The sequence below is a fragment of the Agrobacterium sp. 22-221-1 genome (genome assembly GCF_053522445.1).
Map to the genome: position 1 here is coordinate 233,765 of NZ_JBNWCL010000001.1, position 16,204 is coordinate 249,968.

The 16,204-nt window shown below is 58.7% G+C and carries 14 protein-coding genes and 3 tRNA genes; 15 read left to right on the top strand and 2 right to left on the bottom strand.

What is annotated here, in order from left to right:
• Nucleotides 1-324 precede the first annotated feature (324 nt).
• The 5 genes from clpP to ACQZ5N_RS01210 all read left to right on the top strand — a co-directional run bounded on the left by clpP (nt 325) and on the right by ACQZ5N_RS01210 (nt 8,477).
• Entirely contained in the window at nt 325-957 is a 633-nt protein-coding gene (gene clpP / locus ACQZ5N_RS01190; protein ID WP_003521529.1) for an ATP-dependent Clp endopeptidase proteolytic subunit ClpP, read from the top strand.
• A gap of 293 nt (nt 958-1,250) precedes the next feature.
• Nucleotides 1,251-2,528 carry an ATP-dependent Clp protease ATP-binding subunit ClpX gene (gene clpX / locus ACQZ5N_RS01195; protein WP_059752638.1) on the top strand — a complete coding sequence of 426 codons (1,278 nt, stop codon included), beginning with the start codon at nt 1,251-1,253 and terminating at the stop codon, nt 2,526-2,528.
• A gap of 415 nt (nt 2,529-2,943) precedes the next feature.
• On the top strand, nt 2,944-5,361 hold the full coding sequence (gene lon, locus ACQZ5N_RS01200) for an endopeptidase La (RefSeq protein WP_059752644.1): 2,418 nt from the start codon (nt 2,944-2,946) through the stop codon (nt 5,359-5,361).
• 288 nt (nt 5,362-5,649) lie between these two features.
• On the top strand, nt 5,650-5,925 hold the full coding sequence (hupB, locus tag ACQZ5N_RS01205; RefSeq protein WP_006312721.1) for a DNA-binding protein HupB: 276 nt from the start codon (nt 5,650-5,652) through the stop codon (nt 5,923-5,925).
• A 353-nt stretch (nt 5,926-6,278) separates the two neighbouring features.
• Entirely contained in the window at nt 6,279-8,477 is a 2,199-nt protein-coding gene (locus ACQZ5N_RS01210; protein WP_196377714.1) for an esterase-like activity of phytase family protein, read from the top strand.
• Nucleotides 8,478-8,683: 206 nt separating this feature from the next.
• Here ACQZ5N_RS01210 and ACQZ5N_RS01215 read toward each other — a convergent pair whose 3' ends face one another.
• Together ACQZ5N_RS01215 and ACQZ5N_RS01220 are read right to left on the bottom strand one after the other, a co-directional pair.
• On the bottom strand, nt 8,684-8,821 hold the full coding sequence (locus ACQZ5N_RS01215) for a hypothetical protein (protein WP_003521525.1): 138 nt from the start codon (nt 8,819-8,821) through the stop codon (nt 8,684-8,686).
• 319 nt (nt 8,822-9,140) lie between these two features.
• Nucleotides 9,141-9,216 (bottom strand) — tRNA-Val (locus ACQZ5N_RS01220).
• Nucleotides 9,217-9,661: 445 nt separating this feature from the next.
• Here ACQZ5N_RS01220 and ACQZ5N_RS01225 point away from each other — a divergent pair.
• From ACQZ5N_RS01225 to nuoF, 10 genes are all read left to right on the top strand, one after another.
• A tRNA-Asp gene (locus tag ACQZ5N_RS01225) sits at nt 9,662-9,738 on the top strand.
• Between the two features lie 39 nt (nt 9,739-9,777).
• A tRNA-Asp gene (locus tag ACQZ5N_RS01230) sits at nt 9,778-9,854 on the top strand.
• 436 nt (nt 9,855-10,290) lie between these two features.
• The gene (locus tag ACQZ5N_RS01235; protein WP_035259670.1) at nt 10,291-10,656 is read left to right on the top strand and encodes an NADH-quinone oxidoreductase subunit A; all 366 of its coding nucleotides are present in this window, start codon (nt 10,291-10,293) and stop codon (nt 10,654-10,656) included.
• Nucleotides 10,647-11,231, top strand: a complete 585-nt coding sequence (locus ACQZ5N_RS01240; protein WP_003521524.1) for a NuoB/complex I 20 kDa subunit family protein — start codon at nt 10,647-10,649, stop codon at nt 11,229-11,231. Before ACQZ5N_RS01235 ends, ACQZ5N_RS01240 begins: the two co-directional genes overlap by 10 nt.
• Nucleotides 11,232-11,251: 20 nt before the next feature.
• Nucleotides 11,252-11,854, top strand: coding sequence for an NADH-quinone oxidoreductase subunit C (locus ACQZ5N_RS01245; RefSeq protein ID WP_020810740.1), 603 nt, complete (start codon nt 11,252-11,254; stop codon nt 11,852-11,854).
• Nucleotides 11,851-12,279 carry a GFA family protein gene (locus ACQZ5N_RS01250; RefSeq protein ID WP_059752670.1) on the top strand — a complete coding sequence of 143 codons (429 nt, stop codon included), beginning with the start codon at nt 11,851-11,853 and terminating at the stop codon, nt 12,277-12,279. Before ACQZ5N_RS01245 ends, ACQZ5N_RS01250 begins: the two co-directional genes overlap by 4 nt.
• Nucleotide 12,280: 1 nt before the next feature.
• Nucleotides 12,281-13,471 carry an NADH-quinone oxidoreductase subunit D gene (locus ACQZ5N_RS01255; protein WP_003496461.1) on the top strand — a complete coding sequence of 397 codons (1,191 nt, stop codon included), beginning with the start codon at nt 12,281-12,283 and terminating at the stop codon, nt 13,469-13,471.
• On the top strand, nt 13,471-13,731 hold the full coding sequence (locus ACQZ5N_RS01260) for a hypothetical protein (RefSeq protein ID WP_003521522.1): 261 nt from the start codon (nt 13,471-13,473) through the stop codon (nt 13,729-13,731). Before ACQZ5N_RS01255 ends, ACQZ5N_RS01260 begins: the two co-directional genes overlap by 1 nt.
• Before the next feature lie 16 nt (nt 13,732-13,747).
• On the top strand, nt 13,748-14,845 hold the full coding sequence (locus tag ACQZ5N_RS01265) for an NADH-quinone oxidoreductase subunit E (RefSeq protein WP_448731855.1): 1,098 nt from the start codon (nt 13,748-13,750) through the stop codon (nt 14,843-14,845).
• 10 nt (nt 14,846-14,855) lie between these two features.
• On the top strand, nt 14,856-16,160 hold the full coding sequence (nuoF, locus tag ACQZ5N_RS01270; RefSeq protein ID WP_020012329.1) for an NADH-quinone oxidoreductase subunit NuoF: 1,305 nt from the start codon (nt 14,856-14,858) through the stop codon (nt 16,158-16,160).
• Nucleotides 16,161-16,204: the final 44 nt, after the last annotated feature.

Here is a 16,204-nt window from a genome sequence, read left to right on the forward strand (position 1 = left end):
TCGCTGGCCAGTATCGGCAGCAAATACTAACGAGTTCTTGCCGGTGAGAAGTTATATCTGTGCATGGCGGGCGATTTTTGCCGTCGTCGCCTGCCATAGTAAAAAAATGGTGGCAGCGAGGGAAAGAGGCCCGGCTGGCGCCGCCCGGTCCGAAAGCCCTGTCAACCTCGGCCCGAAAGGCCTGCAAACGCTGTTGAGCCGTTAAGGATATGCGGCTTCGTGTCTTGAAGTACGGGGCAGGGACACTCTATGTAGGGAGTATGAAGGTTAGAAGTGATTCCGGAGCGGTTTTTCGCGAAGGGCAGAGTTTGACAAAGGACGGACATGAAAAATCCAGTTGATACCGCCATGGCTCTGGTGCCGATGGTCGTTGAGCAGACCAATCGCGGCGAACGCTCCTACGACATATTTTCCCGTCTTCTCAAGGAGCGCATCATTTTCCTCACCGGCCCGGTGGAAGACCAGATGGCTTCGCTCGTCTGCGCGCAGCTGCTTTTCCTCGAGGCTGAAAACCCGAAGAAGGAAATCGCACTCTACATCAATTCGCCAGGTGGCGTCGTGACCGCCGGCATGGCGATCTACGATACGATGCAGTTCATCCGTCCTGCGGTGTCCACGCTCTGCGTCGGTCAGGCTGCATCCATGGGTTCGCTGCTTCTTGCCGCCGGTGAAAAGGGAATGCGCTTTGCAACCCCGAACGCCCGCATCATGGTGCACCAGCCTTCCGGCGGTTTCCAGGGACAGGCATCGGACATCGAGCGCCACGCCCGCGACATCATCAAGATGAAGCGTCGCCTCAATGAAGTCTACGTGAAGCACACCGGCCGTACGCTCGAAGAGGTTGAAAAAACCCTTGATCGCGACCACTTCATGGATGCAGACGAGGCGAAGGACTGGGGCGTGATCGACAAGATCCTGACCTCGCGCCAGGAAATCGAAGGCGCCGCCGCGAATTGAGGCGCGCCGCTTTTTGACGTTTGTTTGAACCCGCAAAAGTAATTTCGGGGCTTTCAACCGCAACAGAAAGCGATATTAGTATATATAAAGGCTATGTTGAATTTTTATGACGTGGCCTTTGGTTTGATGGGGAATTCGTTGCAGCCGGTTGTCAGCTCATGTATCTGATACCGGTTAGTACCCCGGGAAACGAGGCGGATACGGCGATGCACCCCAAGGGCTGCCGTATCGGCGGGCGGTAAGTTGACCGCGATCCGTTTGGCGGACCTGCGGCGTGCTGGAAGGAAAGAGATATGAGCAAAGTCAGCGGCAGCAACGGCGGCGACTCTAAGAATACACTCTATTGTTCATTCTGCGGCAAGAGCCAGCACGAAGTCCGGAAACTCATTGCCGGACCGACGGTATTCATCTGCGATGAATGCGTCGAATTGTGCATGGACATCATCCGCGAGGAGAACAAGACGTCGATGGTGAAGTCGCGCGAGGGTGTTCCTACCCCGCAGGATATCATCAAGATCCTCGACGAATACGTCATCGGCCAGAAGCAGGCGAAGAAGATCCTGTCTGTTGCCGTTCACAACCACTACAAGCGCCTCGCGCACGCCTCCAAGAATGGCGATGTCGAGCTTGCGAAGTCGAACATCATGCTCGTCGGCCCGACGGGCTGCGGCAAGACCTATCTTGCCCAGACGCTCGCCCGCATCATCGACGTTCCCTTTACCATGGCGGATGCAACGACGCTGACCGAAGCCGGTTATGTCGGCGAGGACGTGGAAAACATCATCCTGAAGCTGTTGCAGGCTGCGGATTACAATGTCGAGCGCGCCCAGCGCGGCATCGTCTATATCGACGAAGTCGACAAGATTTCCCGCAAGTCGGACAACCCGTCCATCACGCGCGACGTGTCGGGCGAGGGTGTTCAGCAGGCGCTTCTGAAGATCATGGAAGGCACGGTCGCTTCCGTTCCGCCGCAGGGCGGCCGCAAGCATCCGCAGCAGGAATTCCTGCAGGTGGATACGACCAACATCCTGTTCATCTGCGGCGGCGCATTTGCCGGCCTCGACAAGATCATCTCGGCCCGTGGTGAAAAGACCTCGATCGGCTTCGGTGCGACCGTCAAGGCGGAAGACGATCGCCGCGTCGGCGAGGTTCTGCGCGAGCTGGAGCCTGAAGATCTGGTGAAGTTCGGTCTCATCCCGGAATTCATCGGCCGTCTGCCGGTTCTCGCCACGCTGGAAGACCTCGACGAGGATGCGCTGATCCAGATCCTGTCCGAGCCGAAGAACGCGCTGGTCAAGCAGTATCAGCGCCTGTTCGAGATGGAAGATGTGGAGCTGACCTTCCACGAGGACGCGCTGCGCGAAATCGCCCGCAAGGCGATCACCCGCAAGACCGGCGCCCGCGGCCTGCGCTCGATCATGGAAAAAATCCTTCTGGATACCATGTTCGAACTGCCGACGCTTGAAGGCGTGCGCGAAGTGGTCATTTCCGACGAGGTCGTCAGCGGCCTTGCGCGTCCGCTCTACATCTATGCGGACCGTCAGGAAGAAAAGACCAACGTTTCGGCCTGATCGGCCGGTCCGGTGCTTCGATGAAGTTAGAAGGCCCGCCTCCGTGCGGGCCTTTTCTGTTGTCGCCGGGTGTGAAACTTGCGCCTAACTTGGCGAAGCCCGATTTTGCGTTTGGAGCGGATTGCGCTTTGCTGATAAAGTCTTACAACTGATTTGCAGCGCGATATGACGGAAATGTGAATTCCCGTCGGCGACCCGGTTCCCATGTCCTTCGGGATAACCGGAAATGTCGGGAGTACTAGCCGGCGCTGGGTTTTGTTGAATTTCACGGTCTTGCGGCTTAGCGGGACCGTCTGTTCCGGCGACTTGAAATCGGTGTTTCGAAACTCCACTTTCAGTCTCGAGAAATGAATGTGCCGGATGCCCCAAGCTGTCCGGCAAAGTGTCCCGAAAGGGACCATGGAAAGGAAATGATATGACGAACATCACGTCTGCGGCATCTGGCGGTACCTATCCGGTACTTCCCCTGCGCGACATTGTCGTTTTCCCGCATATGATCGTTCCCCTGTTCGTCGGGCGGGAAAAATCCATCCGTGCGCTCGAGGAAGTCATGGGTTCGGACAAGCAGATCATGCTTGTCACCCAGATCAACGCCAGCGATGACGATCCGGCCCCGGAGGCCATCCACAAGGTCGGCACGGTCGCCAATGTCCTGCAGCTTCTGAAGCTTCCCGACGGCACCGTGAAGGTGCTGGTGGAAGGCAAGGGCCGCGCCCAGATCGACAGCTACACCGGCCGTGAAGACTTCTATGAAGCCACTGCGACGCCGTTGCAGGAGCCTGCCGAAGATCCGGTCGAGATCGAGGCGCTGTCGCGTTCGGTCGTGTCTGAATTCGAGAGCTATGTGAAGCTCAACAAGAAGATTTCGCCCGAGGTTGTCGGCGCTGCCGGCCAGATCGACGATTATTCGAAACTGGCCGATACGGTCGCTTCGCACCTGTCGATCAAGATCACTGAAAAGCAGGAAATGCTGGAAACCGTCAGCGTGAAGCAGCGGCTTGAAAAGGCGCTCGGCTTCATGGAAGGCGAAATTTCCGTGCTCCAGGTCGAAAAGCGCATCCGCTCGCGCGTCAAGCGCCAGATGGAGAAGACGCAGCGTGAATATTACCTGAACGAACAGATGAAGGCGATCCAGAAGGAACTCGGCGACGGCGAGGACGGCCGTGACGAGATGGCCGAACTGGAAGAGCGCATCGCCAAGACCAAGCTTTCCAAGGAGGCCAAGGAAAAGGCCGAGGCGGAAATGAAGAAGCTTCGCCAGATGAGCCCGATGTCCGCGGAAGCGACCGTCGTGCGCAACTATCTGGACTGGCTGCTCGGTCTGCCCTGGGGCAAGAAGTCGAAGATCAAGGCCGACCTCAACGCCGCCGAGAAAATCCTCGATCAGGATCATTTCGGTCTCGACAAGGTCAAGGAACGCATCGTCGAGTATCTCGCCGTACAGGCGCGCGCCTCGAAGATCCGCGGACCCATCCTGTGCCTCGTCGGCCCTCCCGGCGTCGGCAAGACCTCGCTCGCCAAGTCGATCGCCAAGGCGACCGGCCGCGAATATGTGCGTATGGCGCTTGGCGGCGTGCGTGACGAGGCGGAAATCCGCGGTCACCGCCGTACCTATATCGGCTCCATGCCGGGCAAGATCGTCCAGTCGATGAAGAAGGCCAAGAAGGCGAACCCGCTCTTCCTGCTCGATGAAATCGACAAGATGGGTATGGATTTCCGTGGCGATCCGTCGTCGGCCCTGCTCGAGGTGCTCGATCCGGAACAGAACTCCACCTTCATGGACCATTACCTTGAAGTGGAATACGACCTGTCCGACGTGATGTTCGTGACCACGGCCAACACGCTGAACATTCCGGGTCCCCTGATGGACCGCATGGAAGTGATCCGCATCGCCGGTTACACGGAAGACGAAAAGCGCGAAATCGCCAAGCGTCACCTGTTGCCGAAGGCGATCAAGGAACATGCCCTGCGTCCGGAAGAGTTCTCGGTTACCGATGATGCCCTGATGGTCGTCATCCAGCAGTATACCCGTGAAGCCGGTGTGCGCAGCTTCGAACGCGAGCTGATGAAGCTGGCGCGCAAGGCTGTCACCGAGATCATCAAGGGCAAGGTCAAGTCCGTGGAGGTCACCGCTGCCAACGTGCCGGATTATCTGGGCGTTCCGCGGTTCCGCCATGGCGAGGCCGAGCGCGAGGATCAGGTCGGCGTCGTCACGGGTCTTGCCTGGACGGAAGTTGGCGGTGAGTTGCTCACCATCGAAGGCGTGATGATGCCGGGCAAGGGCCGCATGACGGTTACCGGCAACCTCAAGGAAGTGATGAAGGAATCCATTTCGGCGGCGGCATCCTATGTCCGTTCGCGCGCCGTGGACTTCGGCATCGAGCCGCCGCGCTTCGACAAGAGCGACATCCACGTGCACGTTCCGGAAGGGGCAACCCCGAAGGACGGACCGTCCGCCGGTGTTGCCATGGCCACCGCCATCGTCTCCATCATGACCGGCATCCCGGTCTCGAAGGATGTGGCGATGACGGGCGAGATCACGCTTCGTGGTCGCGTGCTGCCGATCGGCGGCTTGAAGGAAAAGCTGCTTGCGGCCCTTCGCGGTGGCATCAAGAAGGTGCTGATCCCGGAAGAAAACGCCAAGGACCTGGCGGAGATTCCGGACAATGTGAAGAACGAGATGGAAATCATCCCGGTGTCGCGCATGGGCGAGGTCATCAAGCACGCCCTTATCCGCCAGCCGGAGCCCATCGAGTGGGACGGCAGCATCGAGACGCCGGTGATCGCAACCGTCGAAGGCGTCGACGACGGCAGCCAGACCATCGCGCATTGATAATGCATCGTCGCGAGGGGCGGGAATCGCCTTTCGCGACGGCTGCTGCATAGATTCAATGTGTTAGGTGTCTGAAGGCGCATGTGGCGTAAAGCTGCGCACAAGTGATGCGAATTTGGCACGAATATGTGGAAGGCCGGCAGAAATGTCGGCCTTTTTTGTGAAAAAAAACGCAGACCCCTTGTTTTTCAGGCGATTCCAGCGCTTTTGGGTTGCTGCGCGCGGATGCGAACGTATTCTGCGCCGGCTTAATTTGAGTCGTTTCAAACCATTGAAAGGGGTGGAAACATGAACAAGAACGAGCTCGTCTCTGCTGTTGCCGAAAAGGCTGGTCTCACGAAGGCAGATGCTGCTTCCGCTGTTGATGCTGTATTCGAAACTGTACAGGGCGAACTGAAGAACGGTGGCGACATTCGCCTGGCCGGCTTCGGCAGCTTCTCCGTCAGCCGTCGTGAAGCCTCCAAGGGCCGTAACCCTTCCACGGGTGCTGAAGTCGATATCCCGGCTCGCAACGTACCGAAGTTTTCCGCAGGCAAGGGCCTGAAGGATGCCGTCAACTCGTAAGGTTTCCGGAAAGCCGCAACGCCCGGCGGCGGGCGGGCGGCTTTTCAGGTTCACGAGGAAACATGTTTTGACGCCCTGACGCCGTCACATCGCCGCCAAAAGCGGGCGGTGTTTCGAAAAGCTCTTTTCGGACAGGCCGGGTTTTCCCGGTCAAGATGTGAATGAAAGCAGGGAAGCGCCTGTGTAGCTTCCATCCGGACACACGGCGTTTTTCTACGCGGAATGTGGGCATAAACACGAAAGCCCGGCCTTCTAGGCCGGGCTTTTTGATTCAGCGGTCAGGAAGTGTCATGCCACTGTCATGTCTGTAACGCAGAAGCCTTGGGGTATTTCTGGACCCAAGGGGGATTAAAATGGCGTTCCGATTTTCTCAAATGGCTTTGACCGCTGCGCTGCTTACGTCCGCAGCCATCCCGGCCGCTGCCGAGCCGGTTTTCAACCGCATCGCATCTTTCCCGGTGGCGAAAAACCTTCCCGCGGACAAGGACGCCAAGTCCGTCACCTCGGCTGAAATCATTACCGCCAGCGAAGACGGCAAGACGCTGATCTATTCGGACAGCCCGCTTGGCGGCATCGGTTTCATCGACATCACCGACGCCAAGGCTCCCAAGGCCGGCGGCGCGCTGCTGCTCGAGGGCGAGCCGACCTCCGTTGCCGTCGCAGGTGTCAAGGTCCTGGCCGGCGTCAATACGTCGGAAAATCGCGCCAAGCCGTCCGGCAAGCTGGTGACGGTCGATATTGCTACCAAGAAGATCGAAGCAAGCTGTGATCTCGGCGGCCAGCCCGATTCCGTCGCCGTTTCCCCGGACAAGACCTTCGCCGCCATCGCCATTGAAAACGAGCGCGATGAAGAGGTGAACGAAGGCGCCCTGCCGCAGATGCCAGCCGGTTATCTGGTGACTGTCGGCCTGAAGGACGGCGTTGCCGATTGCGCGACCCTGAAGAAGATCGAACTCACCGGCCTTGCCGAAATTTCCCCAGAGGATCCGGAGCCGGAATTCGTGTCGATCAACGCCAATGGCGAGATCGCGCTGACGCTTCAGGAAAACAATCATATCGTCATTCTCGACGGCAAGACCGGCACGGTGAAGACGCATTTCTCCGCCGGCAAGGTCGATCTTGAAGGCATCGATACGAAGACCGATGGCCAGTTGAAGTTCACCGACAAGCAGGAAGGCCGCAAGCGCGAGCCGGACGCCGTGAAGTGGCTGGACAATGACCGTATCGTCATCGCCAATGAGGGCGACTGGCAGGGCGGTTCGCGTGGCTTCACCATCTTCGACAAGACCGGCAAGCTCGTCTATGAATCCGGCTCCTCGCTCGAACACGCGGTTGCGGCCATCGGCCACTATCCGGAAAAGCGCTCCAAGGCCAAGGGCATCGAGCCTGAAGGTCTGGAAGCGGCGACTTTCGGCGACCAGAAATATTTCTTCGTGCTGTCCGAACGTGCCTCTGTCGTCGCTGTCTACAAGGACACCGGCAAGGAACCGGAACTGACGCAGCTCCTGCCTTCAGGCGTTTCGCCGGAAGGCGCTGTCGCCATCCCGTCGCGTAACCTCCTTGCCACGGCCAATGAGGTCGATCTGATCGAAGACGGCGGCGTCCGCTCGCATGTCATGCTCTATGAACGCGGTGAAGGTGAAGCAGCCTATCCGCAGCTCGTTTCCGCCACCGTCGATGGTGCACCGATCGGCTGGGGCGCTCTTTCGGGTCTGGTCGGCGATGCCGAAAAGCCCGGCATTCTTTATGCCGTCTCCGACTCGGTCTATGGCAACCAGCCGTCGATCTTCACCATCGATGCGACGAAAAAGCCCGCTACCATCACCAGCGTCCTGCGCGTCAAGCGTGACGGCATCGCCGCCCAGAAGCTCGACATCGAAGGCATCACGCTGGACGGCAAGGGCGGTTTCTGGCTGGCTTCTGAAGGCGACAGCGCCAAGCTCGTTCCGCACGCGCTCTATAACGTCAACGCCAAGGGCGAGATCAAGGCTGAGATCGCATTGCCGAAGGAACTTCTCGCCGGCGACACCCGCTTCGGTTTCGAAGGCGTAACGATGATCGGCAAGGGCGACGACGCGACGCTGTGGATGGCCGTACAGCGTGAGTGGGGCACGGACGAGAAGGGCTTCGTCAAGCTCGTCTCCTACAATCCGAAGTCCAAGGAATGGGGCGCCGTGCGTTACCCGCTCGACAAGACCGAGGCAGGCTGGGTCGGCCTCTCCGAAATCGCCGCGCAGGGCGACTATGTCTATATCGTCGAGCGCGACAACCAGATCGGCGACAAGGCCAAGATCAAGAAGCTCTACCGTGTTGCGATCGCGGACCTGAAGCCGGGCAAGATCGGCGGCGAACTGCCGCTGGTGGCCAAGCAGGAAGCCCATGACTTCCTGCCCGACCTCAAGGCCCAGACCAACGGTTATGTCGTCGACAAGCTGGAAGGCTTCGCCTTTGACAAGGCGGGAACGGCCTATGCCGTGACCGACAATGACGGCGTGGACGATTCTTCCGGCGAAACGCTGTTTTTCACCGTCAATATGAAGGCGATCAACTGATCGAGCCGATTGGCGCCGCAAATGAGAAAAGCCGGGCTATGCCCGGCTTTTTTGTACGGCGAGGGCCTCCTTGGCCGGGTTTCCCGAGCTTGCACGATGCCTGACGATGCAAGCCGTTAAAATCGGCATTGCCGCTTCGATATCGGATTGTGGAGGATTTCGTCCGGAGGCCATCCGGGAAAATGCTGCGGATCGATCGTAACGGATCACCGCCCCAGGGAATTCTTGCTTTTGGGAGTATCTTGTTTTTCCGAGTCCTGCTGGACCCAGCGGAAAAAAATATAAACAGGCAGCGCAATAAGCGCGAGTGTTACAAACGCGTCGATCGACATGGTTTCATCCATCAGTTCAACCGTTCATCATGAAACGGTGCGCAAACAATGCCTGAAATCTCTTTAGAAAGTCTGAATCTTCCTTATTTTCCGGTATGTTGCGGGCTGATACAGGGGGTGGTCAAGCTGTCGGAATATGGAACAGCAGTGCCGATTTGGCATGGTGTAACTGGAGAAAAGCGATTCCAGCGGTTGGGAATCATGACGACGCTTTACCGACCGCAGTAAGGGCAGGGGGCGATAATTCCGAATACTCGAGGGCTTATCGCATCGCGAAAGCAAACACGAAGGATCTCGGTTTGACGGGTGATATTTAAATCTTCTGGGAAAATGGTGGGCGATGAGAGACTCGAACTCCCGACATCCTCGGTGTAAACGAGGCGCTCTACCAACTGAGCTAATCGCCCTTCGCGTGTCTCGGATCATGTCCGCCGCGTCGGTGGCCGTGATGTATTCGGATCGGAAAAAAACCGCAAGGGCTTTTGTGAAGTTTTTTTGTTTTTTTTGCTGAGAGAATTTTCCGTCGCCGGGGGGCGGGGGCAAAAAGCCGGGAACTGCGGGCTTTTTACCTGAGACAAGACCCGAGGACGCCTTGATGACCATGTGGAAATCCCGTTACGGAAGCCTGCGGCTGTGGACAAGTTTTTTGTTTTCGTTGGGAAAAGCCCACAAAACAGGGCGTTTGCCGCAATCGCGTTCCAAGGCCTTCCGGTTTTTCCCGATCAAAATGAAGAAGCTTATTCTTTTGTCGTGAAACCTGCTTGACACCCCCGCACGAACGCCGTAGTTAGCCGCTCATCGAACAGCCGAGGCTGGTTCGAGCGGCAGGACTGGTTCCTGTCGTCAGGAGATGCGGGTGTAGCTCAGTCGGTTAGAGTGCCGGCCTGTCACGCCGGAGGTCGCGGGTTCGAGCCCCGTCACTCGCGCCATCCTGTCCCTCGGAAAACGCAGATGAATGTCTGTGGTGCGCGGGTGTAGCTCAGTCGGTTAGAGTGCCGGCCTGTCACGCCGGAGGTCGCGGGTTCGAGCCCCGTCACTCGCGCCATTTCTTTGTCCTGAAATGTCTCCTCAAAAACAGATCGACGCGCGGTTTGCGCGCTCGCCTATTGACGATTCCGGCACCTGATTCCGGGCTTTTTAAACGCGATTTTTCCTGCATTTTTTAGTCAAGTTTCGATTCCCGAATATCGTCACTTCACCGCCATCCGGACGTAAAATTCGTGTGACTTTTTTGCGGTTGCGTCGTTCAATCGATTATTATTGTATTTGAGGGGCTTAGGCCGGAATTGTGGCCCAAATTTGCGTCAATTCCGGCAATATTGTTGCCAATCAATGCGGCAGGTGTCTTGAAATGGTGCCTAAACTCTTGCAGAGAGAGCGCGGCTGCGCTAACGACTTTGGCGTTGCAACATATTTGTGCGCTCTTTGAGACTTCGGGTCACAAAGGCAGGTCCGGCACCCGGCCGGGCAGGGAAGAGACCATGACTGAACTCCTCAGTTCCTACATTCCGATCGCAATCTTCATCGGTATCGCTCTCGTCATCGGCCTGGCGCTTCTCATTGCGCCTTTCGCTGTCGCCTACAAGGCGCCGGACCCGGAAAAGCTCTCCGCTTTCGAGTGCGGTTTCAACGCCTTCGACGACGCCCGCATGAAGTTCGATATCCGCTTTTATCTGGTATCGATTCTGTTCATTATATTCGATCTGGAAGTCGCCTTCCTGTTCCCATGGGCGGTGTCTTTCGGCGAGATGGGCTGGTTCGGTTTCTGGTCGATGATGGTGTTCCTCATCGTTCTCACCATCGGCTTTATCTATGAGTGGAAGAAGGGAGCGCTGGAATGGGCATGAGCCAGAACAACACCACGCTCGTTGCGCCGCAGCCGAAGGGGATCATCGATCCCTCGACCGGCAAGCCGGTTGGCAGCAACGACGCCTACTTCACGGAAATCAATGACGAGCTGGCCGACAAGGGCTTTCTCGTTACCTCGACCGACGAGCTGATCACCTGGGCGCGTACCGGCTCGCTGATGTGGATGCAGTTCGGTCTCGCCTGCTGCGCCGTCGAAGGCCTGATGCAGGCGTCCGGTCCGCGTTATGACATGGAGCGCTTCGGCGTCGCACCGCGCGCCTCACCGCGCCAGTCCGACGTGATGATCGTCGCCGGCACGCTGACCAACAAGATGGCGCCGGCTCTGCGCAAGGTCTATGACCAGATGCCTGAGCCGCGTTACGTCATCTCCATGGGCTCCTGCGCCAATGGCGGCGGCTATTACCACTATTCCTACGCCGTGGTGCGCGGCTGCGACCGCGTCGTGCCGGTGGATATCTACGTTCCGGGCTGTCCCCCCACGGCGGAGGCGCTGCTTTACGGCGTGCTTCTGCTGCAGAAGAAGATTCGTCGTACCGGTACGATCGAGCGCTAAGGGCAAAGGACGGATTAAGAATGAGCGAAGCTCTCAACGATCTTGCTGCTTACGTTAAGGAAGCGCGCGGTTCCCTCGTGGTGTCGGCCGATATCGCCTATGGCGAGCTGACGCTGAACACGACGCCTGAAAGCGTGATCGCGCTTTTGACCTTCCTGCGTGACGACGTGCAGTGCGGTTTCGTCAACATCATCGATATTTGCGGCGTCGACTGGCCGCAGCGCGAAAAGCGTTTCGATGTCGTCTATCACCTGTTGTCGCCGCGCCAGAACCTGCGCGTTCGCGTCAAGCTGCAGGTGGCGGAAGACGAGGGCGTACCGTCTTCGACCCCCGTTTACATGGGCGCGGAATGGTTCGAGCGCGAAGCCTGGGACATGTATGGCATTCCGTTCGAAGGCCATAAGGATCTCCGCCGCATCCTCACGGATTACGGTTTCGAAGGCCATCCGCTGCGCAAGGATTTTCCGGTTACCGGCTTTGTGGAAGTGCGTTACGATGACGTGCTGAAACGGGTTCTTTATGAACCGGTCGAACTGAAGCAGGAATTCCGCAACTTCGATTTCCTCTCCCCGTGGGAAGGAACCGAATATGTTCTCCCGGGCGACGAAAAGGCCAAGCAATGAGCCAAGCCCCCGCGACAGAGCATGCGCAATGTCTTTGCGGCGCCGTCGGCCTCAATGCCGTCATCGGTGCCCGCGAATTCGGCGTTTGCCATTGCTCCATGTGCCGCCGCTGGTCCGGCGGTGCGTTTCTGGCTGTCGAATGCGCTGATATCTCCGTCGAAAACGAAGAGAACCTCGGCGTCTATTCCTCGTCGGAATGGGGTGAGCGCTGCTTCTGCAAGAACTGCGGCAGCACGCTGATGTGGCGCTCGAAGGACGGCAAGCATTTCGCCGTTTCGCTGCAGGCTTTCGATAACCCTTCCAGTTTCAAGTTCGCGTCGCAGATTTTCACGGATGAGAAGCCCTCGAGCTACTCTTTCGCTGAAACCACGCAGAACATGACCGGCCCCGAATTCATCGCCATGATCACCTCGGCGGAGCACTAGAATGACTGAGCATAACGTCCGCAATTTCACGATCAACTTCGGTCCGGAACATCCGTCCGCGCACGGCGTGCTGCGCCTGGTTCTGGAACTGGACGGCGAAATCGTCGAGCGCGTCGATCCGCATATCGGTCTCCTGCATCGCGGCACCGAAAAGCTGATCGAGACCAAGACCTATCTGCAGGCCGTTCCCTATTTCGACCGTCTCGACTACGTCGCGCCGATGAACCAGGAACACGCTTTCGCGCTCGCCGTCGAAAAGCTGCTCGGTCTCGAAATCCCGATGCGCGGCCAGTTGATCCGCGTTCTCTATTCGGAAATCGGCCGTATCCTGTCGCACATCATGAACGTCACGACGCAGGCCATGGACGTCGGCGCGATGACGCCGCCGGTCTGGGGCTTCGAAGAGCGCGAAAAGCTGATGGTGTTCTATGAGCGCGCCTGCGGCGCCCGCATGCACTCGGCCTATGTCCGTCCGGGCGGCGTGCATCAGGACCTGCCGCCGGAACTGGTCGATGATATCGGCAAGTGGTGCGACCCGTTCCTGACCGTTCTCGACAATATCGAAGGCCTTTTGACCGATAACCGCATCTACAAGCAGCGTAACGTCGATATCGGCGTCGTTTCGCTTGAAGACGCCTTCGCTTGGGGTTTCACGGGCGTGATGGTGCGCGGCTCGGGCGCTGCCTGGGATTTGCGCCGCGCGCAGCCCTATGAGTGCTATTCCGATCTTGAATTCGACATTCCCGTCGGCAAGAACGGCGACTGCTATGATCGTTACCTGATCCGCATGCAGGAAATGCGCGAATCCGTAAAGATCATGAAGCAGTGCGTCGATCTTCTGTCCGGCAAGCACCGCATCGGCCCGGTCTCCTCGCTGGACGGCAAGGTGGTTCCGCCGAAGCGCGGCGAGATGAAGCGTTCGATGGAAGCGCTGATCCACCATTTCAAGCTTTATACCGAAGGTTACCACGTTCCGGCCGGCGAAGTTTACGCCGCCGTCGAAGCGCCGAAGGGCGAGTTCGGCGTTTACGTGGTCGCAGACGGTTCGAACAAGCCCTATCGCTGCAAGATTCGCGCGCCGGGTTACGCACACCTGCAGGCCATGGATTTCCTGTGCAAGGGCCATCAGCTTGCTGACGTTACAGCCGTGCTCGGCTCCCTCGACATCGTGTTCGGGGAGGTCGACCGCTGATGCGTCTGCCGCTGGCCATACCGGCTTTTCTCGCTGCGATGTCTGCCCCCGCTCTCGCCCAGACGGCGACGGACGAGGGCGGTATATCGCTGTCGAGCGGCGGCTCTTCGACCATCAAGCAGCTTCTGTCGTCGGGATACGAGATCAAGGCCTCGGTTCCCAATGGCAGCAAGTTCATCGTGTTCATGCAGAAAGACAAGGCGGCTTACGCCTGCGAATTCGTCACGGTGGCGAGATCGCGTTGTGAGACGTTAAACTGAAAAGGCGTGAGGAAGTATGTCCGTTCGTCGACTAGCCGAAGATCAGTTCCAGCCCGTGGCGTTTGCCTTCAATGCGGAAAATACCGCATGGGCTGAAAAGACGATCAAGAAATATCCCGAGGGACGCCAGCAATCGGCGGTCATCCCGCTGCTCATGCGTGCGCAGGAGCAGGACGGCTGGGTTACCCGCGCCGCCATCGAAAAAATCGCCGACATGCTGGATATGGCCTATATCCGCGTCATGGAAGTGGCGACCTTCTATACCCAGTTCCAGCTGAAGCCGGTCGGCACGCGCGCCCACGTTCAGGTTTGCGGCACCACGCCCTGCATGCTGCGCGGCTCGGAAGCGCTGATGGATGTCTGCCGCAAGAAAATCCACCACGATCCGCTGCACACCAATGAGAGCGGCACACTCTCCTGGGAAGAAGTGGAATGTCAGGGCGCCTGCGTCAACGCGCCGATGGTCATCATCTTCAAGGACGCCTATGAGGACCTGACGCCCGAGCGTCTGGAAGAGATCATCGATACGTTCGAGGTAGGCAAGGGCGACACCGTCAAGACCGGCCCGCAGATCGACCGTCACCAGTCGGTTCCGGTCGGCGGCCTGACGACGCTGACGGAAGAGATCAAGCCGGATCGCTCCAATCTCGACAAGCCGGCCGAAGTGGCCGCGGACGCCGCACCGGTTCCGCCGTCCAACGCCGCCAAGCCGAAGACGGACGCCCCGGAAACCGATCCGAAGCTGAAGACGCCGGCGACCGCGCCGAAGGCTGCTGAAGCGAATGTGAAGACCGCCGAAAAGGAAGCTTCGGGCTCTGCGAAGCCGTCGCTCGATTCCAAGGATCGTCCGGCAGGCATCGAAAAGCCCGCAACGCCCGACGACCTGAAGCTCATTTCCGGCGTCGGCCCGAAGATCGAAGGCACGCTGCACGAGCTCGGCATCTTTACCTATGCGCAGATTGCCGGCTGGAAGAAGGCCGAATGCGACTGGGTCGACGGTTATCTGAATTTCAAGGGCCGCATCGAACGCGACGAGTGGATCAAGCAGGCCGAGGCGCTCGCCAAGGGTGGCGAAGCCGAGTATATCAAGGTCTTCGGCAAGAAGCCGCGGTAAGAGGTGAAGCATGTTAAAAGATCAGGATCGCATCTTTACCAATCTCTACGGCCTCAAGGACAAGTCCCTGAAGGGCGTGAGAGCGCGCGGCCATTGGGACGGCACCAAGCAGATCATCGAAAAGGGCCGTGACTGGATCATCAACGAGATGAAGGCGTCAGGCCTTCGCGGTCGCGGCGGCGCAGGCTTCCCGACGGGTCTCAAGTGGTCCTTCATGCCGAAGGAAAATGACGGCCGCCCGCATTACCTCGTCGTCAATGCCGACGAATCCGAGCCCGGCACCTGCAAGGACCGCGAGATCCTGCGCAACGATCCGCATACGTTGATCGAAGGCTGCGTGATCGCCGGTTTCGCCATGGGCGCGCATACCGCCTATATCTACGTGCGCGGCGAATATATGCGCGAGCGTGAGGCGCTGCAGGCGGCCATCGACGAGTGTTACGATGCCGGCCTGCTCGGCAAGAACAACAAGAACGGCTGGGATTTCGACATCTACGTCCATCACGGCGCGGGTGCCTATATCTGCGGCGAAGAGACGGCTCTGCTCGAAAGCCTCGAAGGCAAGAAGGGCCAGCCGCGCCTGAAGCCGCCGTTCCCGGCCAATATGGGCCTTTACGGCTGCCCGACGACCGTCAATAACGTCGAATCCATCGCCGTTGCGCCGACCATCCTGCGCCGTGGCGCCGCTTGGTTCTCGTCCATCGGCCGTCCGAACAATGTCGGCACCAAGCTGTTCATGGTGTCAGGCCATGTCGAGCGTCCTTGCACCTTCGAAGATGCGCTGGGCCTCTCCTTCCGCGAGCTGATCGAACACCATTGCGGTGGCATTCGCGGTGGTTGGGACAATCTGCTCGGCGTCATCCCCGGCGGCGCATCCTGCCCCATCGTTCGCGGTGAGGACATGAAGGACGCCATCATGGACTTTGACGGCATGCGCGAAGTGAAGTCTTCCTTCGGCACCGGCGGCATGATCGTCATGGACAAGTCCACCGACGTCATCAAGGCGATCGCCCGCATCGCGGCTTTCTTCAAGCACGAAAGCTGCGGCCAGTGCACGCCGTGCCGCGAAGGCACGGGCTGGATGTGGCGCGTGCTGGAGCGCATGGTCAAGGGCAATGCCCAGAAGCGCGAAATCGACATGCTTTTCGAAGTGACGAAGCAGATCGAAGGCCACACCATCTGTGCGCTTGGCGACGCCGCCGCATGGCCGGTACAGGCGCTGATCCGCAATTTCCGTCCGGAGATCGAAAAGCGCATCGACCAATATACCTACAGGGCCATGGATGATGGCGCTGTTCTGGAAGCCGCTGAATAAGCATTAAGGCTTCAGGCGGAGCCGGAGTTTTCCGGCCTCGCGAC